At 64.6% G+C, this 25,365-nt stretch carries 22 protein-coding genes; 6 read left to right on the top strand and 16 right to left on the bottom strand.

Annotated elements, in window-relative coordinates; genetic code table 11:
• Positions 1-243: 243 nt before the first annotated feature.
• From AC58EF_RS23380 to AC58EF_RS23320, 13 genes are all read right to left on the bottom strand, one after another.
• Complete coding sequence (locus tag AC58EF_RS23380) at positions 244-993, bottom strand: HAD-IIB family hydrolase (RefSeq protein WP_004212890.1); 750 nt, start codon at positions 991-993, stop codon at positions 244-246.
• The gene (locus tag AC58EF_RS23375) at positions 990-3,491 is read right to left on the bottom strand and encodes a heavy metal translocating P-type ATPase (protein ID WP_004212886.1); all 2,502 of its coding nucleotides are present in this window, start codon (positions 3,489-3,491) and stop codon (positions 990-992) included. The genes AC58EF_RS23380 and AC58EF_RS23375 overlap by 4 nt, the downstream gene beginning before the upstream one ends.
• Positions 3,488-4,096 carry a cation efflux transmembrane domain-containing protein gene (locus tag AC58EF_RS23370; RefSeq protein ID WP_004212885.1) on the bottom strand — a complete coding sequence of 203 codons (609 nt, stop codon included), beginning with the start codon at positions 4,094-4,096 and terminating at the stop codon, positions 3,488-3,490. The genes AC58EF_RS23375 and AC58EF_RS23370 overlap by 4 nt, the downstream gene beginning before the upstream one ends.
• Positions 4,093-4,779: a ZIP family metal transporter gene (locus AC58EF_RS23365; RefSeq protein WP_004212882.1), complete on the bottom strand. Its 687-nt coding sequence runs from the start codon at positions 4,777-4,779 to the stop codon at positions 4,093-4,095. The genes AC58EF_RS23370 and AC58EF_RS23365 overlap by 4 nt, the downstream gene beginning before the upstream one ends.
• Before the next feature lie 3 nt (positions 4,780-4,782).
• A complete protein-coding gene (locus tag AC58EF_RS23360; protein ID WP_004212881.1) occupies positions 4,783-5,196 on the bottom strand; it encodes a hypothetical protein in 414 nt (137 codons plus the stop codon).
• A 47-nt stretch (positions 5,197-5,243) separates the two neighbouring features.
• Entirely contained in the window at positions 5,244-5,621 is a 378-nt protein-coding gene (locus tag AC58EF_RS23355; protein ID WP_009824022.1) for a hypothetical protein, read from the bottom strand.
• Complete coding sequence (locus AC58EF_RS23350; protein ID WP_013849881.1) at positions 5,618-6,106, bottom strand: SRPBCC domain-containing protein; 489 nt, start codon at positions 6,104-6,106, stop codon at positions 5,618-5,620. Before AC58EF_RS23350 ends, AC58EF_RS23355 begins: the two co-directional genes overlap by 4 nt.
• 53 nt (positions 6,107-6,159) lie before the next feature.
• Complete coding sequence (locus tag AC58EF_RS23345) at positions 6,160-9,405, bottom strand: efflux RND transporter permease subunit (protein ID WP_004212878.1); 3,246 nt, start codon at positions 9,403-9,405, stop codon at positions 6,160-6,162.
• A gap of 3 nt (positions 9,406-9,408) precedes the next feature.
• Positions 9,409-10,587 carry an efflux RND transporter periplasmic adaptor subunit gene (locus AC58EF_RS23340; RefSeq protein ID WP_497278863.1) on the bottom strand — a complete coding sequence of 393 codons (1,179 nt, stop codon included), beginning with the start codon at positions 10,585-10,587 and terminating at the stop codon, positions 9,409-9,411.
• Entirely contained in the window at positions 10,587-11,864 is a 1,278-nt protein-coding gene (locus AC58EF_RS23335) for a TolC family protein (protein ID WP_013039111.1), read from the bottom strand. Before AC58EF_RS23335 ends, AC58EF_RS23340 begins: the two co-directional genes overlap by 1 nt.
• A 60-nt stretch (positions 11,865-11,924) precedes the next feature.
• Positions 11,925-12,221 (bottom strand): hypothetical protein, encoded by a 297-nt coding sequence (locus AC58EF_RS23330; RefSeq protein ID WP_497278866.1) that lies wholly within the window; start codon positions 12,219-12,221, stop codon positions 11,925-11,927.
• A gap of 73 nt (positions 12,222-12,294) precedes the next feature.
• Positions 12,295-14,262 carry a cytochrome c/FTR1 family iron permease gene (locus AC58EF_RS23325; RefSeq protein ID WP_004212871.1) on the bottom strand — a complete coding sequence of 656 codons (1,968 nt, stop codon included), beginning with the start codon at positions 14,260-14,262 and terminating at the stop codon, positions 12,295-12,297.
• Positions 14,262-14,888: a cation efflux transmembrane domain-containing protein gene (locus tag AC58EF_RS23320; RefSeq protein WP_004212870.1), complete on the bottom strand. Its 627-nt coding sequence runs from the start codon at positions 14,886-14,888 to the stop codon at positions 14,262-14,264. Before AC58EF_RS23320 ends, AC58EF_RS23325 begins: the two co-directional genes overlap by 1 nt.
• A gap of 78 nt (positions 14,889-14,966) precedes the next feature.
• Here AC58EF_RS23320 and AC58EF_RS23315 point away from each other — a divergent pair, with 78 nt between their 5' ends.
• Entirely contained in the window at positions 14,967-15,383 is a 417-nt protein-coding gene (locus AC58EF_RS23315; RefSeq protein ID WP_004212867.1) for a MerR family transcriptional regulator, read from the top strand.
• On the opposite strand, the gene AC58EF_RS23310 is transcribed toward AC58EF_RS23315, so the two are convergent.
• Positions 15,377-16,579: an aspartyl protease family protein gene (locus AC58EF_RS23310; protein ID WP_013039112.1), complete on the bottom strand. Its 1,203-nt coding sequence runs from the start codon at positions 16,577-16,579 to the stop codon at positions 15,377-15,379. The genes AC58EF_RS23315 and AC58EF_RS23310 overlap by 7 nt on opposite strands.
• Before the next feature lie 289 nt (positions 16,580-16,868).
• Positions 16,869-17,441, bottom strand: coding sequence for a recombinase family protein (locus AC58EF_RS23305; RefSeq protein WP_009824027.1), 573 nt, complete (start codon positions 17,439-17,441; stop codon positions 16,869-16,871).
• A 191-nt stretch (positions 17,442-17,632) separates the two neighbouring features.
• On the opposite strand from AC58EF_RS23305, the gene AC58EF_RS23300 reads away from it, so the two are divergent.
• Together AC58EF_RS23300 and AC58EF_RS23295 are read left to right on the top strand one after the other, a co-directional pair.
• Positions 17,633-19,033 (top strand): TnsB C-terminal domain-containing protein, encoded by a 1,401-nt coding sequence (locus AC58EF_RS23300; RefSeq protein WP_004212864.1) that lies wholly within the window; start codon positions 17,633-17,635, stop codon positions 19,031-19,033.
• The gene (locus AC58EF_RS23295; protein ID WP_009824028.1) at positions 18,960-19,838 is read left to right on the top strand and encodes an AAA family ATPase; all 879 of its coding nucleotides are present in this window, start codon (positions 18,960-18,962) and stop codon (positions 19,836-19,838) included. The genes AC58EF_RS23300 and AC58EF_RS23295 overlap by 74 nt, the downstream gene beginning before the upstream one ends.
• A gap of 314 nt (positions 19,839-20,152) precedes the next feature.
• On the opposite strand, the gene AC58EF_RS23290 is transcribed toward AC58EF_RS23295, so the two are convergent.
• Entirely contained in the window at positions 20,153-21,391 is a 1,239-nt protein-coding gene (locus AC58EF_RS23290; protein ID WP_013039113.1) for a site-specific integrase, read from the bottom strand.
• A gap of 179 nt (positions 21,392-21,570) precedes the next feature.
• On the opposite strand from AC58EF_RS23290, the gene AC58EF_RS23285 reads away from it, so the two are divergent.
• From AC58EF_RS23285 to AC58EF_RS23275, 3 genes are read left to right on the top strand one after another with little or no spacing between them, the layout of a single operon-like run.
• The gene (locus tag AC58EF_RS23285) at positions 21,571-23,226 is read left to right on the top strand and encodes a TnsB C-terminal domain-containing protein (protein WP_046765589.1); all 1,656 of its coding nucleotides are present in this window, start codon (positions 21,571-21,573) and stop codon (positions 23,224-23,226) included.
• Positions 23,223-24,146 (top strand): TniB family NTP-binding protein, encoded by a 924-nt coding sequence (locus AC58EF_RS23280; RefSeq protein ID WP_016744740.1) that lies wholly within the window; start codon positions 23,223-23,225, stop codon positions 24,144-24,146. Before AC58EF_RS23285 ends, AC58EF_RS23280 begins: the two co-directional genes overlap by 4 nt.
• Positions 24,064-25,326, top strand: a complete 1,263-nt coding sequence (locus tag AC58EF_RS23275; protein ID WP_081492175.1) for a TniQ family protein — start codon at positions 24,064-24,066, stop codon at positions 25,324-25,326. The genes AC58EF_RS23280 and AC58EF_RS23275 overlap by 83 nt, the downstream gene beginning before the upstream one ends.
• Positions 25,327-25,365 lie beyond the last annotated feature (39 nt).

Below are 25,365 nucleotides of genomic sequence, written 5' to 3'. Positions count from 1 at the left end.
ACATCAATCTAACCGGGGAATATCGCTGGCCCAAATCCTTAGCGTAGGATTCCGCCCCCTCCCGCAAACGCCCCCTACGATTGAGAAGCGCGGCGGAATCTCTTAGATTGATCGCTGGAGGCTTTGTTCGCGGAGACGCGCACATTGCCTTCTTTTCGTTTTAGGAAGCGCTGCCCTAAGCGACAGAAGCCAGAGCTTTGACAATGCGGCATTCCGCGATGGAGCCGACCATGTATCTTGATCCTATCGGTGCAGACACGCGATGATGGCGGTCACGACGGCGGTGGTTTCCGCGACGTCGCGCACCCTCACTGTGTCGAGGCCGATTTCAGCAGCGGGATAGTCATTCCCACCGGGGAATATCGCATCCCCAATGAACAGCATCCCGTCGAGCGGGACACCGCTCTCGGCACTCAGGCGCTTCAGGCCATAGCCCTTGTCGATCCCTGCTCTGGTCACGTCGATCGATGTCGTGCCACCGAGATTGATCGAGAGCTCCGGCAGCTTCGCGCGCAACGTGGCCTGCAACGCGGTCCTCTTCTTTCGGTCAGGATCCCACGCTTCCTTTTCCTTCAGCGGCGCTGCCTGCCCCAGGCCCGAAAAGGTGATCTGGCTGCCCCGGTCCTCGATCCGTTCGCCCCAGATACGTTCGTCGGCGAGACCGGCATCGGTCAGCGCCTGATCGAAGGCCGTGCGGATCTTCGCCTTCTCCGCGTCGTCGAACAGTTCGGCATAGACCGCGCGCCAAGCGCCATTGATGAACCGATAGAGTTTCGTGCCTGTGGTCGGCATCAACCAGAGACGGTCGAGCGCGACGCCGGCCGGAAGGCGCGAGGCGATCTGCTTTTCGAACTGCGGCCAGTCCCCGCCCGAGATCACCGCCACATCCGTGATGGCGAGCAATCGGGCGAGGATTGCGGCCATATCCTCCGATAACGGCCGCTTGCTCTCGGCAAGCGTGCCGTCGAGGTCGAAGGCGATCAGCCACTTCATGCCGCCTTCCCTGCCGGATCGCGGTAGGCGAGCAGCCTGAGCGCATTGATGACGACGAGCAGCGTCGATCCCTCATGAACCGCCACCGCTGGCCCAATGCCGAGGCCGAGGATGGTAGCAGGCACCAGGAAGGCGACGACACCCAGGCTGACGAAGACGTTCTGCCGGATGATTCCACGGGTATGGCGGCTAAGACCGACTGCGAATGGCAGGTGCGCCAGATCGTCGGCCATCAGCGCCACGTCGGCTGTCTCCAGCGCAACGTCCGACCCCGCCGCGCCCATCGCGATGCCGACCGTGGCGCTTGCCATCGCCGGCGCATCGTTCACGCCGTCGCCCACCATCGCGACCTTGTCTTCGCCGGCGAGCTTCTTGATCGCGGCAACCTTGTCTTCGGGCATGAGGTCGCCCCACGCTTCGTCGATCCCGACTTCGTCGGCGATCGCTTCGGCGACTTTCTGGTGATCGCCGGAGATCATTATCATCCGCGACACGCCCATCTCGTGCAGCCGACGCAACGCGGTCTTGGCAGCTTCGCGAGGCGTGTCCATCAGGCCGATCGCGCCCAGGTCGCGGTCCCCCTTGCGGACCACCATTGTCGTGCGGCCGTTCTCGCGCAGCTTCGCGATTGCGTCCTGCGCGCCCTGCCCCAGCGCCGGAATGCCCTCACTTCCGAACATCTCGGCCTTGCCGATCCACACCGTCTCGCCATCCACGCTCGCGGTGACGCCCCGACCGGTCAGGCTCTTGAGGTCGCCGGCAGTCGGCACGGCACGATCGTTCAGACGTTCGCGGCCGTCCTTGACGATCGCTTGGGCCAGGGGATGGTCGCTCAACGCTTCGACGGCGACAGCCAGCGCCAGCAACTCGCCTTCATCGGCGCCATCGACGGGCACGACATCAGTGATGCGCGGACGACCTTCGGTCAGCGTGCCCGTCTTGTCGAAAGCGATCGCTTTGAGCGACCCGAGGTTTTCGAGCGGTGCACCGCCCTTCACGAGCACGCCGCCCCGCGCTGCACGGGCAACGCCCGACAGGACCGCGCTCGGCGTTGCGATCGCGAGCGCGCACGGGCTTGCCGCCACCAGCACCGCCATCGCGCGATAGAAGCTGTCGCGGAACGGCTCGTCGACGACCACCCATGCGAACAGCAGGAGCACTGACAGGACCAGGACGGCGGGCACGAAGATCCGTTCGAACCGGTCGGTGAAGCGCTGCGTCGGCGACTTCTGCGTCTCCGCTTCGCTCACCATCTTCACGACCTTGGCAAGCGCGCTTTCATTGGAACGGCGTGTCACCTCGATCTCGATCGCGCCGCCGCCGTTGATCGTACCAGCAAAAACCCGGCTTTCCGCGTCGACTGCATCGGGCTTGGCGCGTGCCGCTGCGGCATCTGCGACCGGCACCTTGTCGACCGGGATGCTTTCACCCGTGACCGGGGCCTGGTTGATCGCGCTGGTGCCCTTGATGACGAAGCCGTCGGCAGGCAGGCGCTCGTTCGGGCGGACGATGGCAATGTCCCCGACGACCATCTGCTCGACCGGGATTTCGCTGGTCTGCCCGCCGCGTCGCACGGTCGCGGTTTCGGGCGCGAGCTTCGCCAGCGCCTCGATCGCCTTCTTGGCGCGGCCCATTGCATAATGCTCAAGCGCATGGCCGAGGCTGAACAGGAACAGCAGCAGCGCACCTTCGGCCCATGCGCCCAGCGCAGCGGCGCCGGCCGCAGCGACCAACATCAGCGTGTCGATCTCGAACTTCTTCATCCGGAGGTTGTCGATCGCCTCGCGCAGCGTGAAGAATCCGCCGAAGAAATAGGCTGCGATATAGCAGGCGGTCGGCAGCCATTCGGGCGCGCCAGCGACCAGCCTCTCGATCGCGTAGCCGATCCCCAGCAGCGCGCCACAGGCGAGCGCGAAGATCAGCTCGGTATTGGGGCCGAGAAATTCGGCGTGGCTATGGTCGTGGCCATCGCCGGGGCCGTGCTTCTCTTCGCCCGCGCCGTGGCCCCCGGGGCCGTGGTCGTGGCCGGCATGTTCATCGGCAGCGACCCGCTTGCCCACCCTCACCTTCAGCTTGCGAAGCGCAGCGCGCACCTCCTCTTCGGTGGTTTCGCGGCGATCATATTCGACCCGGACAGACCCGCTGGTGCTGGCGCTTGCCTGGACCACGCCGGGCAAGGCGCACAGCGCATCGCTGACCGTGCGCGCCCGACGTTCGTGGTTGATCCCCGTCACCTGCCAGATCGCATGGCCGTAGCGCTCGGTGATTTCGGCACCTGCGGCGCGCACCATTTCGCGCAACCGTGGCAGCGGCAGCTTGGCGGCATCGAAATGGATGCACAGCGCCGCTGGCGTGTTGCCGTCGAGACAGATCACATGCGCCCGCTCGACACCTTCGCGCTTTGACAGGGTTGATACGAGACGGTCCAGGCAGGCATCGGCCGCGTCAGGAAGGTCCGGCAACAACACTGGAATGTCGAGTTCGAGCTTGTCGTTCATGACGACCTCCTTTCGCTTTTCTTGGTTTCGGCGCGCGCGTCGCGCAGGATTTCGACACCGCCCTTGATGGCGATGATGGCGGTGGCGAAGCCGACCAGCAGGTCCGGCCAATTGGTACCCAACCACAGCACCAGCACGCCGGCGATCAGGATGCCGCCGTTGGAAATGAAGTCGTTGAAGCTGAAGGTGGTTGCGGCCCGGAGATTGACGTCCGGATCCTTGAGGCGCTGGAGCAGCCGCAGGCAGAGGTAATTCACGACGCCGGCGATCGCGGACATGACCATCATGGTAGGTCCGATGGGCTCGCTGCCCTGCACGTAGCGCCGTCCGACATCGATCAAGATGCCGCCCGCGAAGATCAGCAGCATGACGCCCGAAGCGACCGCGGCGCGTGTCTTCCATGTCTGGCCCCGGGTGAGCGCCACAAGGCTCAGCGCATACACAGCCGTATCGGACAGGTTGTCGACGCCGTTGGCGATCAGCGCGCTCGAGTCCGCGAAGAAGCCGGAAACGAAGAAGCCCGCAGCGATCGCCGCGTTCAGCAGCAGGACGATCCACAGTGTGCGGCGCTCCTGCCCGCCATTGTTGTCGTTGCCCGGGATCATCCCATCATCTCCTCAAGTGTCAGCAGGGCCAGGAAGCCGACGAAAAACATCGAGCTGATGAGCGGGGTGTCGGGTTTCTCGTGCGCCTCGACCAGCAACTCCTCCGTGACGAGGTAGAGCAGCGCCATCAGCCCGAAGCTGAGGAAGCCGGCGATCATCACCGGCGACAGCGCGGCGACCGGCACGGCAGCGAGCGCGCCGATCGGCAGCAGCAGGGCCAATGCCGAGACGATCACGATGATGCGCAAGCGCGAGCGATAGGTTTCCGCCAGCTCGTCGGTCAGCGTCAGTCCCAGAAATAACACTTCCAGAGTGAGCGCGATCGTCAGCAGGAGACCTGCCTTCTCGCCCGCCACGAAAGCGAGGCCGAGCACCAGGCCGTCGACCAGAATGTCGATGCCGATCGCGGCGAGTAGCGCCATCGGCCCCTTGAAGCGGGCCTCAAGAGCCTTGAGCCCCAGCATGGTCGCGACGCCCGCCGCCCCGCCGATCAACGTCGCGCTGGGCGATGCCTCATGCTTGACCTGCGGCAGGATTTCGGTCGCTGCCGCCGCGAACACGACGCCGGCAGCGAGATGCTGTAGGCCCGCCACGAGGCCAGGTTTCAACTTGGTGCGGCTCGCGACAATCGCGCCGAGCACGACCGCCAGCACAGGCGCAAGCGTATAGAGCAGTGCCTGCATTTCCTAGGACTCCTCCGGGGTTCGGTGGCAGACGCGGATCTTCCCGCGTCGCGTGAACGCGATCGATCCGCCCGCCACGACAGCCCGCGAATGGTCGCCGCGAAACTCGTCACCGGTTCGCTGCGCGCGCAGGATCTCGGTCCTGCCCTTCGGCAGCCAGGTGACGGCCATTTTCAAGCCGTCATCGATGAAGTCGACATCGGCGCGTGTGCCGTCGTCGCAGTACATGATGCGCTGCGCGATTAGTTTCGACGTCAGATGCTTTTCATGCGCCGGCTCGGTAGGCTGGGTCGGCGCTGGATTACACGCCCCTATAACCGCCCCGGAGACGAGAACGACGCCGAGGCGCGCGATCGCCAGACCGGCCCGATTCAGGCCGCACAAGGTTGTCACATTTGAAATCGACGTGTCAGACATCGGTCTCTTCCGACGAAGCGCCCTGTGGCGTTCGAAGGCAGGGCAGTTCATCGCGTGCCTTCCTGCTCGCAGATCCGGGTACGGCCATCGCCTTCCACGATGGTGAGCTGCGACCCCTTGAAGGTCGCGGTGGCTGTTTCGCCGACATATTGCAGGCCCTGCGCTGGCGCGGTCAGCATCATCGGCGGTCCCCCGTTGGAGCGCCGCAAATCGATCTGCAGGCCGTTGTCCTTGTAATCGACGAACAGCGGTTCCCCGTCGGAACAGCGATATCTATGCCGCCCCATTTCCCCGGTCGCCACGGCGCTGTCGGACGAATGGATCTGCTGCTCCGTTGGCGGGGCTGGCGGCTTTCTTTCCGAGCACGCCGCGAGCCCGACAACGAGGATGACGGCGGGCAGCACCCGCTTACAGTGCATCATCATCGCGCCTTCCTCCTGCAGCGGAAGGGGACGCGCTGACGATTGATAGCCCGGGCAGGCTGACCTACCCGCCAGCGGAGATAGGTTGCGAGGCGATCGTCAGATTCGACCATCAGGGATCGCAGGCGGCGCAACATCATCGCCGCGAACGGCAGGGAGAGCGCCCCGCGCAGCGTGCAGCTATGCGTTAGCCTGGTGCCGCCATCGTCCCCCGCCAGCTCGTACCGCTCTTCGAGCGTGAACAGATAGGGGATGCCGCAGGACCAAGCGAAGGCGTGCGGTTTATCGAATCGATCAATCCGTGCTGGCGTCCGAATTGGCCGGGTGATGCCCTGGATCGCAAAGGTGCATTCTGTGTCGCCGAGCCGGGACGGATCATCGAGAAATACGAGCGGACTCCACGCCCGGCGATGATCCGGATCGGTGAGTGCCGACCAGATGCGCAGTGGCCCGCCGTGAAGCATCGAGCTGGTTATGGTGCGAGGCATATCCCCATCTCCCAGAGATGGGCGGGGCGATCGCGGATCGCCCCGCCCATCCATCAGGCCAAGTTGTTCACGAAGGTCTGACCGTGGTCGTCCCCTTCATGCTCCTCATTGTAGTGCTCGGGTTTCTCGATCACTTTCTGCCCGAACCGGGCATAGAGTGTCGGCAGCACGAACAGCGTAAGAAGCGTCGCCGAGATCAGACCGCCGATGACGACCGTCGCCAAAGGCTTTTGAACCTCTGCGCCGGCGCCTTCGCCCAGCGCCATCGGCACGAAGCCGAGGCTGGCGACTAGCGCGGTCATGATGACGGGTCGCAGACGCTGCATCGCGCCAACATGCGCGGCTTCCTCGCGGCTCATCCCTGATCGGATCAGATCTTGGATCGAGCTGACCATGACGAGGCCGTTGAGGACCGCGATGCCCGAGAGGGCGATGAAGCCCACTGCCGCCGAGATCGAGAAGTCCATGCCCCGCAGGAACAGCAACAGGACGCCGCCCACCAGCGCGAAAGGCACGCCGGTGAACACGATCGCGGCGTCGCGGACCGATCCCAACGCCCCGTAGAGGAGCAGCAGGATCAAAATGAAGCAAGCCGGAATGACCAGCTTCAGCCGTTCGCTTGCCGATTGGAGGTTCTCGAACTGGCCGCCCCATTCGAGATAGGTGCCGGCAGGCAGCCGGAGTTGGCTGCCGATCGCCGCCTGCGCATCCGCCACGACGGATCCGACGTCGCGGCCACGCACGTTGGCTTGCACCACCACGCGCCGCTTGCCGTTCTCGCGGCTGATCTGGTTCGGACCATCGACCACCTTGATCTCGGCGACGCTGGACAGCGGTACATAGCCGCCGCCTGCCACCGGCACCTGCACCTGTTGGAGCAGGCCGATGTCGGCACGCTGCGCCTCCGACAGGCGGATCACCACGGGGAAGCGACGGTCGCCCTCGAAGATCTGGCCCGATGTTCGCCCGCCGATCGTCGCAGTCACGGTGTCCTGCACATCCTGAGCCGTAACGCCCAACCGCGCCATCGCGTCGCGGTTGACGCGAATGTCGAGCATGGGAAGACCGGTCGTCTGCTCCACCTTCACGTCCGCTGCGCCTTGCGTTCTGCGCAGCACCGCCGCGATTTGCTCGGCCGTCCGGTTCATCTGGTTGAAGTCGTCCCCGAACACCTTCACCGCGATGTCGCCGCGCACGCCGGCGATCAGCTCGTTGAAGCGCATCTGGATGGGCTGGGTGATCTCGTAGGCATTTCCCGGAATCTTCGCGAGATTACCCTCGATCCGGCTGACCAGCTCCTCCTTGGGAAGCTCAGGATCCGGCCAATCCTTGCGCGGCTTCAGGATGACGAACATGTCGGTCGCGTTCGGCGGCATCGGGTCGGCCGCCAGCTCGGCGGTGCCCGTCTTGGAATAGACGAATTGCACCTCCGGCTGCTTCGACATCATCCGCTCGATCGGCACCTGCATCGCCTGGCTCTGCTGGACCGACGTTGCCGGAATGCGGAGCGACTGGATCAGCAAATCGCCTTCGTCGAGCTGCGGCAGGAACACCGAGCCGAGCGTAGTGAAAGCAAGCGCCGCCACCACAAGGCTTCCCACACCCGCACCGATCGTCAGCGTCGGGCGCTTCATGGCCCGGTCGAGACCGGGTTCGTAGCGCTTCTTCAGCCACGTGATGATGCGGCCGTCCTTCTCCTCGACCTTCTTCGACAGCCAGATCGCAATCATCGCCGGCACGAAGGTGAGAGAGAGGATGAAGGCGAAGGCGAGCGCGATGATGACGGTCAGCGCCATCGGTCCGAACGTTTTACCCTCCACGCCGGTCAGCGTGAGCAGCGGTACGTAGACGAGGATGATGATTGCCTGCCCGTACACAGAGGGACGGATCATCTCACGCGCAGCGGCTGCCACGGTCGCGAGCCGTTCCTTGACGCTGAGCAATCGGCCTTCATGATGCTGTTGCTCGGCAAGCCGGCGCAGCGCGTTTTCGACAATGATGACGGCGCCGTCGACGATCAGACCGAAGTCCAAAGCCCCAAGGCTCATCAGATTGGCCGAGACCCCAGCGCGCAGCATACCAAAGCCTGTCAGCATCATGGTGATCGGGATGACCAACGCCGCGATCAGGGCCGCACGGAAGTTGCCGAGCAGCAGGAAGAGCACGACGATGACCAGCACCGCGCCTTCGGACAGGTTTTTCGCGACCGTCTTGATCGTCGAATTGACCAGCTCGGTGCGGTTCAGCACCGGCTGAATTACGACGTCAGGAGGCAGCGAAGCGTTGATCGTCTTCAGTTTCTCAGCGACCGCGGTCGACACGATGCGGCTGTTCTCGCCGATCCGCATGATCGCCGTGCCGACGACGACTTCGGTACCGTTCTCCGATGCCGAACCCATGCGGATCGCCTGACCCGTCTTCACAGTCGCAACTTGTTCGACCGTGATCGGCACGCCGTTACGTGTCGCGATCACGGTCCTGGCCAACTCGCTGGCATTGCGAACGAGCGCATCCGAGCGAACAGCCAGACCTTCGCCATTGCGATTGACGAAGCCACCGCCGACGCTGGTGTTATTGCGCTCCAGCGCATTTCCCAGGTCCGTCAGCGTGATGCCGAGCGAGGCCAGCTTCTGCACGTCGGGCACGACGAGGAACTGCTTGGCGTAACCGCCAATCGAGTCGACACCGGCGAGGCCCGGTGTGGTCTTCAGAAGCGGCGTCACGATCCAGTCCTGCGCGGTGCGCAGGTAGGTCGCCTTGTCCTCTTCGGTCGTCAGTCGCTCGCCCTCTGGCGTGATGTAGCTGCCATCGGGCTGTTGGCCCGGTTCACCGGGCTTGTGCTTGTCGTCCTCGCGATGATCGAGACGAACGGTGTACATGTACACCTCGCCCAGGCCTGTCGCGATCGGACCCATTTCAGGGTTCACGCCGTCGGGCAGATTCTCTTGCACGCCCCGCAGACGCTCGCCCACCTGCTGGCGGGCGAAATAGATGTCCGTCGCGTCCGAAAAGACCGCCGTGATCTGCGCGAAGCCGTTGCGGCTCAACGAGCGCGTATATTCCAGGCCGGGGGTGCCGGCGAGCGCGGTTTCGATTGGAAACGACACCTGCTTCTCGACCAGCTCGGGCGAGAGGGCAGGCGCGCGGACGTTGATCTGGACCTGATTGTTGGTGATGTCCGGCACCGCGTCGATCGGTAGCCGGTAGAGGGAAAAGGCGCCGATGGCGGCGACGATGACGGTGAGGAGCAGGACTAGCCAGCGCTTCTCGACCGCCCAGGTTACGATACGGGCGATCATGGCTTAATCCTCGTGGCTCGCTTCGCCCTTGCCGATCTCGGCCTTGAGCGTGAAACTTCCGGTGGTGGCGATCTGTTCGTTGCCGGTCAGGCCCGACCGGACGATCACCGTGTCGCCCGACGCATCGCCGAGCTGGACCGGGGTCGCCTTGAAGCCGGTGGGCGTGCGCACGAACACGACCGACTTGCCCTCGAAACTCTGGACCGCCGTCGTCGGCACGCGGACCGCCCCGCTCCCGCCGCTGCCCGTGAGCTGTACGGCTGCCGTCACAGGCTCGCCGACCCGCCATTCGCCACCGCGATTGTCGAGGGTGGCGAGCGCAGGCACGAGCCGCGTCTGCGGATCAAGCGCCGGCGACACGAAGGTCACGCGGGCGGTCGCCTGACGGCCCGCCGCCTTGACCAGCACCGTGTTGCCGGGACGCACCCGACCTGCATCCTCAGCCTTCAGGTTGAGGGCGATCGACACCTGGCTCAGGTTCGCAATGCGATAGAGTTCCGCGTCCGCCGCAACCGTCTGTCCCAGCGTCACGGGGCGCGCAATGATCTGGCCCGAGATCGGCGCGGCGATGCCGAGCCGGTTGAGACCGCCGCCGCCGACGCCCGCAGCCGACACCATGCTCTGTGCCTGCGTCAGCGCGATCCGCGCCTCCGTCGCGGCCGTGCGAGCTGCGATCAGATCCTGCTCGGGCGACACCTTCTGCGCGAACAACCGCTGCTCGCGTGCGAGGTTCGAATTGGCGAGCTGGAGCCGCGCACGCGCCGCCTCGACCTCGCCCTTGATCTGCGCCGCCTCGCGGCTCTCGATGACCGCGATGGTCTGGCCGCGGCCGACCGATTGGCCGAGGTTGCGGGTTAGCGAAACTACGCGTCCCGCGATGGCGGCCGACACCACTTGCGTCCCTTGCGGGTCGCCCTCAATGATCGCAGGCAGCTCGATCGTCCCGGCCCCACCGATAATCGGCCGTCCAATCTGCACGCCCGCTGCGGCGATCTGATCGGCGCCCAGCGTGACCACGCCTTCACCGGCATGACCGCCTTCAGCACCGCCCTTTTCCGTGCCCGCTGCCGTCTCATTGGCAGCTGCGCCTTCGGCAGTTGCCTCGTTTCCGCCATCCTTGCCGCCGCAGGCAGCCAAGAGCAGGGCGAGCGACGCCGCGCCCGCGAGATAAAAGCTCTTCATCACTGATTCCCCCCATTGGGCGCACGAGCGGTCAGTCGCTCCACTTGCGCGCGGGCATTCTGGTAATTGGCAAGCGCGTCGATCGCGGCGACCCGCGTTTCGGCGAGCGTGCGTTCAGCATCGAGCAATTCGAGCTGGCCGAACTTGCCCTCGCGATAGCCGATCCGCGCGATGCGGGCGGCCTCCTGTGCAGCCGCCAGCGCCGGCCCCGACGCCGCACGAGCCGTCGTTGCGGCATTGGCCGCCTGCGCCTGCGCGTCCGTGATCGCCTGTTCGATGTCGAGCGCGGTCACGCGGCGCTGCGCATCCGCCTGGGTCCGCTGCGCGGTCGCCTGCGCAATCGCGGCGCGACCATTGTTGAACACCGGGATCGGGATCGACACGCTGAACACCGCCGCCATGTCGTTGGTCGCTTCCAGGCGGCGGATCGACGGCCCGACGTTCAGGTCAGGCACGCGATTGGCGCGCGCGAGCCGCACGCCGGCTTCGGCAATGGAGAAATCCGCGTTGGCTGCCGCCAGCGCGAGTGTGCCGGTCGTGTTGACCGGTGCCAACGGCCCATAGACGTTCACATCGGGAAGGCGATCGAGCAGCGTGTCATCGAGCAGGCCGTCGATCGGCCGTCCGATCCGACGCGCCAGATTGGCGCGGGCCGCCTCGGCCAAGCGAAGCTGCCGCTCCACATTGGCGTCGGCATTGATACGCGCGACATCCGCGCGCTGTTGCTCGAGTGGCGATGCCCGCCCTGCCTGCACGCGAACGCTCGCGGCCCGCAGCGCATCGCTGGCGATCCGGGCCTGATCGCGGGCTGTCATTACCCGGCGATCGGCCGCGACCGCTTCGACATAGAGCTGCGTTACCTGAAGCCGGACATCCGCCGCGATGATCGCGGCCTGGATCTCGGCCCGGGACAATTGCGCATTGGCGACCGCGACGCGGGCGCCGCGCTTGCCGCCTAGCTCGATCGGGATCGCAAAGCCGACCGTGGTTTCCGCGCTGCGGACCCCCCGATACGGCCCGGAGCCGATGACATTCTCGACTTGGCCTTGAACCACCGGATTGGGCCGCAAGCCGGCGACTGTGCGACCTGCACGGGCCGCGTCGATTCCAGCTGTCGCCGCTTCCGCAGCAGGGGCCGAACCGCCCGCTGCACTGACCGCTTGGTCAAGCGTGTAGACCGGCGCATCCTGCGCAACAGGCGCGGACGGTCCGACCTGCGCCTGCGCCATCGTGGCGCAAGACGCTGCGGCCAGCATGGCCGCGAGGATACGATTCATGAAAATAGGACTCCTGACGATGATCGACAGGGGCGCGCCAACGCACGCCCAAATCGGACGTCAGGCTTGGGGGGGCCTCAAATGGACCATGCCGGTGCGGCCGTCGAGCGACGCAGAGGCGGAGATTGTCGGCTTGGGCACTGTGAGGACGGGGGTATATTCCATCGTCGTGTGCGCAGGCGCGCCGACGTCGTGTCCGTGACAATAATTGTGATGATGCGGGACATTCTTGTCCGAGTCCGATGGCACCTGATCGATGTCACCGGCGGTATGGACCGTGAACTCAACGCCCGCGATGCTTCCCCCCGCCAGATCGGCGGCATGGGCCATGCCGGAGAAGCTGGTCAGGACCAGCATCAGGCATGTCAGGAAAGGCAAAAAGGCTCGCACTAGCTTGCCTCTATCACGGAAGGGTTTTCATGTCATTGCACTAATTCGAACCAAGGGTCACTGAGCCGGAACCCGAGCGGGATCGGTCGCGCCCGTTCCAGGCGAACCCGACCGCAATGGCGACCGCCATCAGGAGTTGCGCCAGCACCGATTGCCAAGTGGGAAACACGCCGAGCATCGACAGCCGTGGCACGTCCGCGAGCGGTGCGATGTTGATAAGGCCGGCTTCCTGGAGCGCGGCGACGCCTTTACCCGCCAGCACGACGGTCAGGACCGCCATGAGCCAGGAGCTATAGCGGAAGAACTGCGCGATCGGCAGCTTGCGACTGTAGCGAAGCATGGCCCAAGCGATCAGGCTGAGCAGTCCAATCGCCGACCCGGCCCCCGCGAGAAGCATCCCGTTGTCACCTTGCGCCGAAAGCGCGGCATAGAACAGGATCGTCTCGAAGACCTCGCGATAAACTACGACGAACGCCAGCCCGAACAGGAACCAGCCCGACCCGCCCGAGAGCGCCCGCGACATCTTCTCGCGAATATAGCGCTGCCACTGATCGGCCTGCGCCTTGCCGTGCATCCAAATCCCGACCGAGAGCAGCACGACCGCGGCGAACAGCGAGCCAAACCCTTCCGTCAGCTCCCGGCTCGCACCGCTGATCCCGATCGCATAGGTGGCGACCGCCCAGGTGATCCCGCCCGCGATGATCGCGCTGACCCAGCCGCCATGCACGTACCGCAGCGCCTCGCCGCGCTCGGCTTTACGCAGGAACGCGATCATGGCGACAACGATGAGCAGGGCTTCGAGCCCTTCACGCAGCAGGATCGTGAACGCGCCCAGGAACGTGGACGCTTCGGTGGCGGCATCAGGCGCGAGCGCCGCTTCCGCATCGTCGAAAAGGCCGCCCAGTACTGCGACCTTCTCCGCGAGATCATCGGGCGACGCGCCCCGGTCGATCGAGGCGCGGAACTCCCCCATCGCGCCCTCGATTCGACCCATCAGCGTCGCGTCGCGCGCGGTGAGTGTTGGCTCGATCGGCTCGAACCCATCGAGATAGGCCGACAGCGCCAGCTCTTTCGCCATGCGCGCATCGCCGCGCCGCGCAGCCGCCACGCTTTCGGCGAGTTTGGCGCGGGCGACCGCGAGCGAGCCGGGAGCCTGTTGTATCACCTGTTCGGGATGACGACGCAGGAACGCGAGCACTGGGTCAGCCTTGGCGTCGCCGATCGCCGCGCCGAGCGCGGCCGGGGTGAGCGCGACCAGGGTTTTCAGGTCCGGAATGCGCCGGCGAAGGGTCGGGTCGGATTTCCAAAGCCGCTCGCCTTCGCGCGCCTGCGCATCCGTGAAGGCGAAGCTCCCGGCTCGGAATGCTAACGCCCAGCGCTGATCGTTGGGCAGATCGGCGAAGCTCTGCATCGCGGTCCCGTCGATGCCTTGCGTCACCACCTGATAGAGCGCGAACACGCTGCGCTGGCGCGCGCGCTCGGCATCGGTGAAAGCAATCGGGGGCGTAGCGAGCTTGGCGGCGTCAGGGCCACGGCCGTTGCCCGTCATCCCGTGGCAGGACGCGCAGGATTGTCGGAACAGTGCATCGCTGGAGACGAGGTTCGGAGCCTTATCGGGCGCGAGCGGCACCGGGTAGGCGCGCAACAGATCGGCCGCGAGCCCGTGCGCCAATGTTGCCACCTGTTCAGTCGGTCCCTTTTCCGCGATCACCGCCTGGAGGTTGGCAGCCCGCTGGATGAGGGCTTGACGCTCCGGCTTCGCCGGCAGGCCCTGAAGCCGTGTCGAGACCGACGCGGCGAACTCCGTCATCTCGGCATATTCCGACGTGCTCTTGATCCGACCGTTGGCGACCGCGCCGCCATAATCGACGGCCATATAGTCGAGCAGCCGCCATGCGGTTTGCACGTCGCCGGGTTCGGCGATTGCCGCAGCAGGGATCAGCAGCGCCGCGAGCGCGGAGAGCAGCCGCAACGAGAGCATTGCCCGGATCAACGCGAGCAGACGCACTACCGCTCTCCCAATTCGCGCCGAGCGCCAGTGACGATTTCATAAGCGGAGTGGAGGAACAGGAGGGCGATGAGGCCGGCGACGGCGAGGTCCGGCCAGGCGCTTCCTGTCCACGCCACCAGACCGGCCGCGGCGATCACCGCCACGTTGGCGAGCGCGTCGTTGCGGCTGAACAGCCAGATCGCGCGAACATTGGCGTCCCCTTCCCGGAAACGCGCAAGCACCAAGGCGGACACGACATTGATCGCGAGCGCGACAACGCCGATTGTGCCCATCAGTTCGGCATCGGGCGCGGTTGCGTTCAGGGCGCGCCAAATCGCGAAACCGATTACGCCCACGCCAAGCGCACCGAGAAACAACCCCTGCGTCAGCGCGACCTTTGCCCTCGCCCGTGCGGACCAGGCAAGCGCGAGAAGACCGATAAGGCTGATCGACCCGTCCCCGAGAAAATCGAGGGAATCCGCTTTCAGCGCTTGGCTATCGGCGATGAACCCGCCGAACAGCTCGGCGACTCCGAAGCCGAGGTTGAGCACCACGACGGTCAGCAGCGCACGGCGATAGGCCGGATCGGTTTGCGCGCGCGCGGGCTCCCCGTGGCACCCGCAGCTTTCGGTAGAAGCATTCATGCGGCCTTCCTTACCACCTCCAGTCGCTGTAGAAGCAAGCGAAATGTGCGACACGTTCGCATAAGCAAGGATGGCATGATGAAGCCGGTGATGATTGGGCAGCTCGCCAGCGAGACCTCGACGAAGGTGACGACGATCCGCTTTTATGAGTCGATCGGGTTGCTCCGATCCGCCCCTCGCACGGCGTCGGGTCGCAGAACCTACGATGCCAGTGACATTGAGCGTTTGCACTTCATCCGCAACGGTCGCCGGCTTGGCTTCTCCGTCGACGAGATCCGTTCGTTGATGGGGCTGGCGCAGAACCCGGACCAGGATTGTGGTGCCGCCTCAGCTATCGCTGCTCAGCACCTCAAGGATGTGGAGGAGAGACTGGCGCAACTCGCGGTGTTGCGGGATGAGTTGGCAATGCTCAGCCAGAGCTGCACCAAGGCGCGCATGGCCGATTGTCGGATCATGAAGGCGATCGGCAAAGGCCACCCTCAAGCCGATCAATAATAATCGGCCAGCCTGAGCTCGCGCACATCACCCGAGGCCATCGTCAGCTTTACGAGGGTGCCAGCAGGCCGGGAGCGCACTTGCCAGAGCTCCCCACGCGTATAGTTCGCATCGATCGAATGGCCGTTCACCGCCACGATCCGGTCGCCGACCGCCCAGCCAGCCTTTTCCGCGGGACTGTTCGCCGCCACATGAACAACGGTGAGCGCCGTTGGTGAGGCTGCGAGGCCAAGGCCGCTACGGTCCTTCAGCATCGGCAGGCGACGACGAGGACCGAGTGGCCGGAGCCACACGAATCCGGCGGTCACGTCGAACACCACGTCGAATTGAGCGATCAGCGGTAGGCCGACATTGCCAACCGTGCTGGTGGAGAGCCAAGCTCTCATCCCGAGTGTGGGGACGTTCGAGACGCCAAGCCCTTCGATGTTGATGTTCTGGATCGTGAAAGCATCGTTGATACGCACACCATCGACGCCGCCGATCGCCGCGGTCGAGACGAGCTTCCCGTTCAACAGCCCTTGATCGCGGGCATAGGCCGACGAGAGCATCAGCGCGGCCGAGCTGCCAAGATCGATCATCAAGGGCACGGGAGGCAAACCCGAGACGGAAGCTCGAATGAACAGCTCCTGCTTGGCACCGCGCCCGAGCGCGACAGCGCGCCAGTCGGGACCGGCGAGAAACGTGCCTGACTTGACGACCGCCATACGCCTTTTCGCGAAATCGAGCGCGATGCAGCTACCCGTGAACATATCGGCACCGAGGAGGATATCGATCGGTCGTCCGAAGGCCGCCGACACTGAACTCAGATCACCAACGACGGCAAAGGGTAAGCGACGGGTTTCGCGGGCGAGCTGTACGTCGATGTCGCGGACCAGCAGCACCGGGGCCTTGGCGCTCAGCCCGCTAATCATGCGCCGCTCACCATCGTTCAAGCCGAGCTTCGCCGCGAGCGCCGTGCTCATGATCGACGCGCCGCTGCCACTGTCGAGCACCGCCCGCACCGGCACTCCGCGCACTTGTGCCGAAACAAGGAGGGTATCACCCGTGCCGACTTCCAGCGGCTCCCATTCGAGGTGAGCCGCACCGAAGTTCCACGAGCCCGCAGACCGGGAAGTCTGTCGCGCGAGCGTTGGAGAACCGAGCACCAAGCCGGTTCCACAGGCCACCAGCCGCGCCACTAATGAGCGTCGAGACATACCGATTGCTTCAACACGGGCCGTCAAAAAGCCACCTCCAGCCCCCCGTCCGCAGGAGAGCAAATTGCGGTTACATGCTCCAGCCACTGGAGGAGCAAGTGCTTTTGGTGCGCCCGAAAATCCTCAGAAGCGCTTGGAGAACTTTAGATGAAGGATGGTGCAGACCGCTTAGATGCCTTCCCGATAACGAACGGTTCCGGGGGACGCTGGGCCGATCGGGACCGCGAACGGTGTAAACGCTCGCGCTAAGTGGCGGCATTCTGATCGCGCTATTTGTCGGCGAGCGTCGCTACGCGGCTACCGGCTTGGTCTCGGCCGATCGCACATAGGCGTAGAGTTTTGGCTTGGAGATGCCGAGCATCGAGCAAATCTTGGCGATCGGCATCGTGTTCTCGTGGTAGAGCCTGACGGGCAGGTCGCGCTTGTCCTTGCCGAGTGCGGCCGGCCGGCCACCCTTCTTGCCGCGAGCGCGGGCTGCGGTGAGACCGGCCTGGGTCCGCTCGCGGATCAGGTTGCGCTCGAACTCCGCCAATGCCCCGAACAGGTGGAAGGTAAGCTTGCCCGACGTGGTGGTCGTGTCGATCGCCTCGTGCAGGCTCAGCAGCCCGACCTTTTCCTCGTCGAGGTAGGTCATCCATCCGATCAGATCACGGAGCGAGCGGCCGAGCCTGTCGAGGCGCCAGACCACCAGTGTGTCGCCGGCGCGAAGCAGCTCCTTCACCTTTTCCAATCCAGGGCGAGCGGCAGTCGCCCCGGAGGCCTTGTCGGTGATGACCTTCTCGCAGCCGGCAGCCTTCAGCGCATCACGCTGGAGGTCCAGGTTCTGCTCGGCGGTCGATACGCGGGCGTAACCGATTTTCATGCGTAGGGCCGGTGGCGCCCCGATCGGGCGCGGTTTGGGAAGAAAGTCGTCATCGGCAGGTCTATGTTGCCCTAGTTTTCTTTACCGGGTAGATTTACGTCGAACAGGCCGGTTTGGCAACGCGAGCGGACTCGCATGGCGATGGGCAGGCAAATCTCCGTTTTCCTTACCTGCGACACGGACCGTCGGCGGTGACGCATCCGGCGCTTGTCCCGCCGCTGGCGATCGAGCGCTACCGCGTCCTTGAACCGCACCTCGCCGATGGCATCCCGCTCGCGGACCTCGCCCGCACCGGCACGCTGAGCGAGCGGACGTTGCAGCGCTGGCTCGGGCGCTACCGTGCCGAAGGACTTGCCGGTCTCGCGCGTCTGCCGCGCAACGATCGGGGCAGGCTGCACCTGCCGGAACATCTGGTCGAACTGACCCGCACTCTCGCCACCAAGCGCCCGCGACCCCCGGTCGCCGCCATTCACCGAAAGGTGCAGGAACTCGCCATCGCGCATGGACACCGAACCCCCAGCTATGCGGCCGTCGCGCGTGTCGTCAGGGCGATACCGGCAAGCCAGATCGCCGCAGCCTCCGATCCGGCCGTCTACCGCGACCAGCACGAGCTAGTGCATCGGCGCGAAGCCGCGACCTCGAACGAGATGTGGCAGGCCGATCATACCGTTCTCGACATTCTCGTGCTCGATGATGCCGGAACCCCGGTGCGTCCTTGGCTGACCGTCATCGTTGACGATCACAGCCGAGCCATCGCCGGTTACTTCCTCAGCCTCGATGCCCCCAGTGCCCTCAACACGGCGCTCGCCTTGCGGCAGGCGATCTGGCGCAAGCCCAATCCCGAATGGATCGTCAGCGGCATTCCCGAACAGCTTTACGTCGACAACGGCTCGGATTTCATCTCCGAGCATATCGAGCAGGCGTGCATCGCCCTCAAAATCCGCCTCATCCATTCGCTGCCGGGGCGTCCTCGCGGGCGCGGCAAGATCGAGCGGCTGTTCCGCACCATCAACGACATGTTCCTGCCCGACCTGCCCGGCCACCTGATCGCGGGCAAGCCGCTGTCGGCGCCAGTGCTCACGCTCGACGAGCTGCGCGCCCGCTTCGAGGCGTTCGTGTGCGGCGTCTATCATCGTCGCCCGCATGGCAGCACCGGCGAACCGCCGATCACGCGCTGGCAGAAGGGCGGGTTCCTGCCCGCAATGCCCGACAGCCTTGAACAGCTCGACATGCTGCTCGTGCACGTGCCCAAGCCCCGTAAAGTGCTGCGCGACGGCATCCGTCTGATGGGCAGGCGCTATGTCGAACCCACGCTCGCGGCCTTCGTCGGCGAGCAGGTCGAGGCGGTCTATGACCCCCGCGACCTGACCGAGATCCACGTCTACCACCAGGGCCGGTTCGTCTGCCGTGCGCTCAGCTCCGAGCACGCTGGGCACCCGTCGTTGCGCGCGATCCAGCGCGCCCGGCGCGGCGCGAAGGAGCGCGACAAGCAGGTGCCTGCCCCCACGGAGACCTTCGATGGCGACCAAGAGGATACGGCTTCCCGGCCCACCACCTACCGAGGGCTCCGGCTCTACGCCGCTGACGATTGAGTTCCTGGTCGAGCAGCCGTTCCTGGCGACCCGCGAACATGCCCGGTTCGTCGAGTTTGCCGAAGCCTGCGCGCACTACCGCTATATCGGCGTGTGTCATGGCCGGCCGGGCGTCGGAAAGACGCGATCGGCGCGCGAGTTTTCCAGCTTCCCCGACCTGGGGGAATATGCCGCGCTCCGTCCCATTGCCGCGCTCCTTGGCGAAAAGGTCGCTCGCTGCCGCGCCGTCTTCTACACCGTGTCGGTCAGCAACACGCCCAAGACGATCGACGCGGTGTTGGGCCTCAACCTCATTAAGCTGGGCTATGCCCGGCTGACGGTCGCGGGCGGCTCGCAGGACGAAATCACCCATGACGCCGCCCGCATCGCCTGCCCCCTCGTCATCGTCGACGAGGCCGACCGCCTGACCATAAAGTCGCTCGAACATCTCCGCGACATGGCCGATCGCCACGGCTTCGGGCTGATCCTGATGGGTATGCCGGGCTTGGAGAAGCGCCTCGCCCGCTATGCCCAGCTCTACTCGCGGATCGGCTTCGTCCACGAGTTCAAACCGCTTACCGAAACCGAAATGCGGCTGCTGCTCGCGACCCACGCCGGCGATTTCGGGATCAGCTTCGACCCGGCCCAACTCGACGCGATCGAAGCGCAGGCAGCCGTGATCCGCATCACGCGCGGCAACTTCCGGCTCATGGAGCGCCTGTTCGCGCAGATGCGGCGGATCATGACCCTCAACCGCGTCGAGGAGGTCACCGCTGACATCGTTCAGGCCGCGCGCGATTGCCTCGTCATCGGACCCGGCAACTGACAAATAGCGCGATCAGAACGCCGCCATTTAGCGCGAGCGTTTACACAGGATAAGATCCATACCGTTTCCGGAACCACTTTCTTGTTTCCTCTTCGAAATTGGACTGTGCTGATGAGTTTGAGCGATGGTGGCTTCGCTCATACACTACGCGCTACCAGGCCCCTGCCCGTTTCTTAGGCTTAACGTTGTAGCTCAAGACCCCGGGGGCTCAGCCTCCCTTCTCCGGTTCTTGCCGCTGCGCAAATCCCTCGATCTACCTGCCGCCGTCGTGTGGTCGCACGGCATCATCCAAAGACCTATTTAGGCCGTCATGACTAGCCAATCTTCGCCATAAGGCGCCCCGCCGCCCCCTGCTCTGCCGCGAGATTGCGATTATAAGCGAGCGGCATCCGCGGCGACTTCCACCGCAGCGCGTCCATGATGCCGGCCAAATCCTCCCCGCTGGCGAACAGGTCCTGATTGAGCCCGATCCGCGTCGAGTGCGCACTGATCCCCTTCAGCAACCGCGCCAGATCGTCCGCCGTCAAATCGGGCAGCGCGCCACGGTCGAACGCGCGGCCGATGATCGACCGAAAGATTGGTCCGATCGAGCCCGGGTGCAGCGCCACGGTGCCGATGTCATATTCGACGCGCGCCTTCACCGCCGGCTTGGACAGCGTCTTGCGCAGATCCCACGTCTCCCGGCCCGAGATGCTGTCGATCGGCCGACCGCGCACGGCTGCCCGCGCCTTGTAGCGCCGCACCTGCACCCGCCGGAACAGCGGCCCTGTCGTGATCCCCGCCGCTTCGGTCCACGCCGCGATCGCCGCGACGGTGCGCGGGCTGAGGTAGGCGGTCGCCCCCTCCCCGTCTTGATCGCCCTTATGACGCAGAATCTGCAGCAGCCGCGCTTCGGGATCGATCGCCTCCTCAATATGCTCAATGGCGACCGCCACCAGTTCGGAGGCGCGCAGCCCGGTGTCATAAGCGGCCGATAGCAGCGCCCGATCACGCAGCCCCGGCAGATCCTCGCCACAACTCTCGAGCAGCGCGCGGATGTTGAGCCCCCGCGCCTTGTCGCGCTCGACGTCGCGCACCGGGCCCTTGAACCGCAGCGGCCGCGCCTGCTTCTGCGCAGCCCCCTTCTCGCGGCGCACCGTCTGGAGCCGCAGCTTCACCAGCGGCGCCGGCGTCGGATCCTTGAGCTCGAGCAGCTGGTGGATCTTGGCGATCGACGCCTTGTAGCGGGATAGCGAGGCCGGCCGGCTCCCCTTCCCGGCCCGCGCGTCGAGATAATCGGCCACGGTCTCGGGCGTGGCCGGCAGCGCGATCCGGTTGTTGCGCCTACACCACGCATCGAACGCCTCGACGTCGGACTTGAGCGCACGGATGCTATGGGGCGATGAAGCGGCCTGATAGGCGGCGATCAGGCCCTCGTTGACGGTGATGCGCTCGCCGGCGCGCATCTGCACGATCGTCCACGCAAGGTCGGCCGGCGCCCTGACGGCCGGCAGGACAGCCTCAGGCGGCGCTACGGGGATTTCTGGCCCTTCCCGGGCGGTTTCGGTGCTCACGACGCGCCTCGCTCCTCAGCCGCGCTTGTCAGTTTGACCAAACGGACAGACCGAAATTGCCAGGCTTTTCAATCTTCATCTATCCCAAATACCTCCGGACTCTCGCCCGTCCATCCCGTTTCTGATACAATACCGGTGGACCCGGCAACACGAGTCCCTGGCAAGATCGGGGATAGGTCATGGCCGAAACGGGCACAGCTCTTACGAGAGCGGATTCTACAGCCTGGAGCATTGCTTGCAATCGCGAGCCGGCTATTCGTGCACTCGCCAGCCTGCCCAAGATTACCCGCGCTGCGATGTTGAACGCGAGCGCGGAGCTGGGCCTGAGCAGGTCGCGCGTCTTTGAGCTTGTCGCCCGCTATCGCGCTGAGCCCGTTACCAGCTCCCTCGTCGATCGGCCCGAAGGTTTTCCCAAAGGGCGTCGCCGACTGGCGCCGGAGATCGACCAAGTGATCGCCTCCGAAATCGAACGGTTCTACTTGACGCGCCCCAAACCGACCCTCGCGAGATTGCAGCGCGACATCCGGCATGCCTGTTATGAACGCGGCCTTCGCGCGCCCACTCGCAAGACCATCGCCGCGCGCGTTGCCGCGATTGACCGAGAACGCCTCACCAGAACGCGCGAAGGCGCGAAGGCAGCGTCTGATCGATACCGACCCGTGATTCGATCTTACACTGCCGACTACCCGCTGCAGATCGTACAAATAGACCACACACCCGCCGATATCATCATCGTCGACGAGCATTTCCGCAAACCGCTTGGCCGACCAACGCTCACCCTCCAGATCGACATAGCGACCCGAGTCATTCCGGGCTTCTACATCTCGCTCGAGAAACCCTCAGCTACGTCTGTAGGCATGGCGATCCGCCATGCGGTCCTGCCAAAGGCAGCCTGGCTTCAAGAACGCGAGATCAATCTCGACTATCCCGTCTTTGGCATCCCCGAAACTCTGCATCTCGACAATGCCGCAGAGTTTAGGTCCAGGGCGCTCGAGCGTGGCTGTGAGCAGCATGGCATCGACCTCAAGCACCGCCCCCGGCGCACGCCGCACTACGGTGGCCACATCGAACGCTTGATCGGAACCGCGGTCGGCGCCGTGCATCTCCTACCGGGTACGACCTTCTCAAACATCCAGGCCAAAGGCGACTACGACGCGGAGGGCCAAGCCTGCATGACGCTGCGCGAGTTCGAGCGCTGGTTTACACTCGAGGTCGGCGTCTATCATGGCTCGATTCACAGCGAGCTTGGCGTTCCTCCGCTCACGGCCTGGGCTGACGGGCTCGGGAGCCGCGCTGACCCGCTCCGGCTCCCGGCTGATCCCGCTCGCTTCCTCTTCAACTTTCTCCCGTTCGAGATGCGGAAGGTCAGGCGTGAGGGTATCGAGCTGTTCCATGCATTTTACTGGCATGGCAGTTTGTCCGGCCTCCTCGCGAACTGCGATCACAAGCTCCCGATCAAGTATAATCCGCTCAACCTCTCGGCTGTCTACGTCGAGCTGTCCGATACCGAGCATTTGACGGTTCCGCTCCGTGATCGGCGGCGGCCTGCCATCACGAAGTTCGAGCACGACCTCGCGGTGCGAGCACTGCGCGAACGCGGGCGTCAGGCCGTCGACGAGCAATCGCTGTTTGACATGGTGAACGAGCAGCGGCGCATCGTCCTCGAAGCGGCCCACAAGACCAAGGCTGCGCGAAAATCCGCCCAGCGCATCGCCTATGCGCTGGAGGCTGGCCTCCCTCCTGCCACCGCAGTTCCTTCAATGGCTTTGCCGGTATCGTCCGAGCCGGAGGATAGCGCGCCTATCGTTCCATTCCAGATCGAGGAGCGACTATGACCGACCTCTACGATCATCTGTTTCCGGCATATCGCGAGCAGGCAGGGTTATCCGACGACGAACGCATCGACTGGCTGAGACGCGATCGATGGCTATCGCTGCCACAATCCGAAGCCGCGCTCGGCAGGCTCGAAGATCTGCTGACCTATCCCCCGCGCGGCCGCATGCCCTGCCTCCTGCTTTTCGGTTCCACTGGCATGGGCAAGAGCGAGATCCTCAATCGCTTCGCAGAGCTGCACGCAACCCGGTACGATAAGAATGCCGGCCTTACGATTATGCCGGTCGTCATGGTCCAGATGCCGCCACAGCCTACCGAGGAAGAGTTCTACACCGAGCTTATGCTGGCTATGAACTACTCCGAGTTCGACCATATCTCCCTGCGATCACTGCGCTCTCTGGCCCGTCGCACCCTCGGGGAATTCGGGACCAAGGTGCTGGTTCTGGACGAAATCGACAAGATGCTGGCGGGCTCGCCGCGCCAGCAGCGGATTTTTCTCAACACCATTCGCTTTCTGACCAACGACCTCAGAATTCCGATCGTGTGCGCGGGCACGGAAGATGCGCGTATCGCGATCCTCACCGATCCCAATCTCGCCGACCGCTTCGCCGCATTCGAGCTTTCACCCTGGCGCAACGATCACGCCCTGCGCCAGCTCATGGCGAGCTTCGCCGGTCTGCTCCCCTTGCGCCGCCCTTCCCTGCTCGATGAAGCTGAGGTCCGCCAGCGCGTCATCGCATTGAGTGAGGGCGTGACAGGCCGAATCTTCCGGTTGATGGAGGCTGTCGCGATCGCGGCGATCCGAAGCGGCCGCGAGATGATCGACGCCGACAGCTTCGATGATGAGCAGCTATTGCTCCCGCTCGTCTCGATGCAGGTCATCGCCAGTGCCAAGCGGGCATTGCGGCGCCGTGCGGCATGAAAATCCTTTCGCTGACGAACTGCTGACGTCCTGGCACGCGCGTCAGCGCCATTCCCGCCGAGGGCGAGCGCTACCGGAGCCAAAGGCTGTCCGAAATCGCAAGGGCGACTGGCGCCACCCGGATATTCGCCCGACAAGAGCCTGGCTCAATGGGACTGCCGACGACCTCAACGTGCCGGCGACGCGCTTAGTCGAACATAGTCTTGCGAAGCACTATCCCTACTTACCGGTCGATTTTCTGGCTTGGGAACACCCGCCGGGCTCAGCCGGTTCTACCGGGCTGATCCCGGTGCCGCGGCTGCACGTCAGTTGGTGCAGCCGGTGCCTCGCGGAAGATTTCGCATCCGACCGGCCAGCGCACGTCCGGCGTCAGTGGGTACTGGCCGCTGTGGGCTATTGCCATCGGCACCGCTGGCCGCTGGAGGATCGTTGTAATGGTTGCGGATCGCGGACATGGCGATTTGCGATGCCCGCGCGCGGTCCGCTGCGGATGATTTGCGATGCCTGCTGGCAACCGATGGAAAGAACCTCGGCCCCGGCCATTTATGCCGGGAAGGACGCCCTGCTCTGCTGGGATCATGTTATTGCGTTCGAGCAGCAATGCATAGGCGCGATAAAGGGTAGGACCCCCGACCAGTTCCGCTTCAACTTCACGTCGGCCGACCAACTCCTCAACGAGGTTCGAGGCATTTGCCGCCTCCTGACCAGGAAGCCGCCAAACGACGAATATTGGTGGTGCAGGACACGGAACATCCCGCTGAACGATTTCGCGTGCGACGCGATGACGCCCGGTTACATGGGCCTCCAATTCTATTCGAGCGACACTCTCAACCCGCTCGCCGCCGCATCGCCGCTCCTGCGCCGGCGCCTGCTTGCCGCCGCTTGCGGCATCATCGAGACCAATCCCGAGATAGGCGCCGCGCTTTTTGGTCCTGACGCACCGTCAGCGATCGAACGGTTCATTGCCAGAGCAGATCGTGGCGTGCTCGATCGCTTGCTGATGACAGACGGACACTGGTCTTCCGCCTTTATCTCTCAGATCAAAGCCGCACGAGAGCGAATGGCCCGCCGGTTCACGATCTCGAAGCTGGAAGCGGCGCATCGAGCGATACGCAACGTATTCGCCCATGCATCGACAAACGAACAAACCGAACCTCGCGATCTCGCTGGCCAAAGCTGATTCCATGTCGTTGGAAGCGGTTACTGATTGAGCCCCCGC

Source organism: Sphingobium sp. WR1, from assembly GCF_059693745.1.
This window is presented reverse-complemented; position numbering and strand designations above follow the sequence as displayed.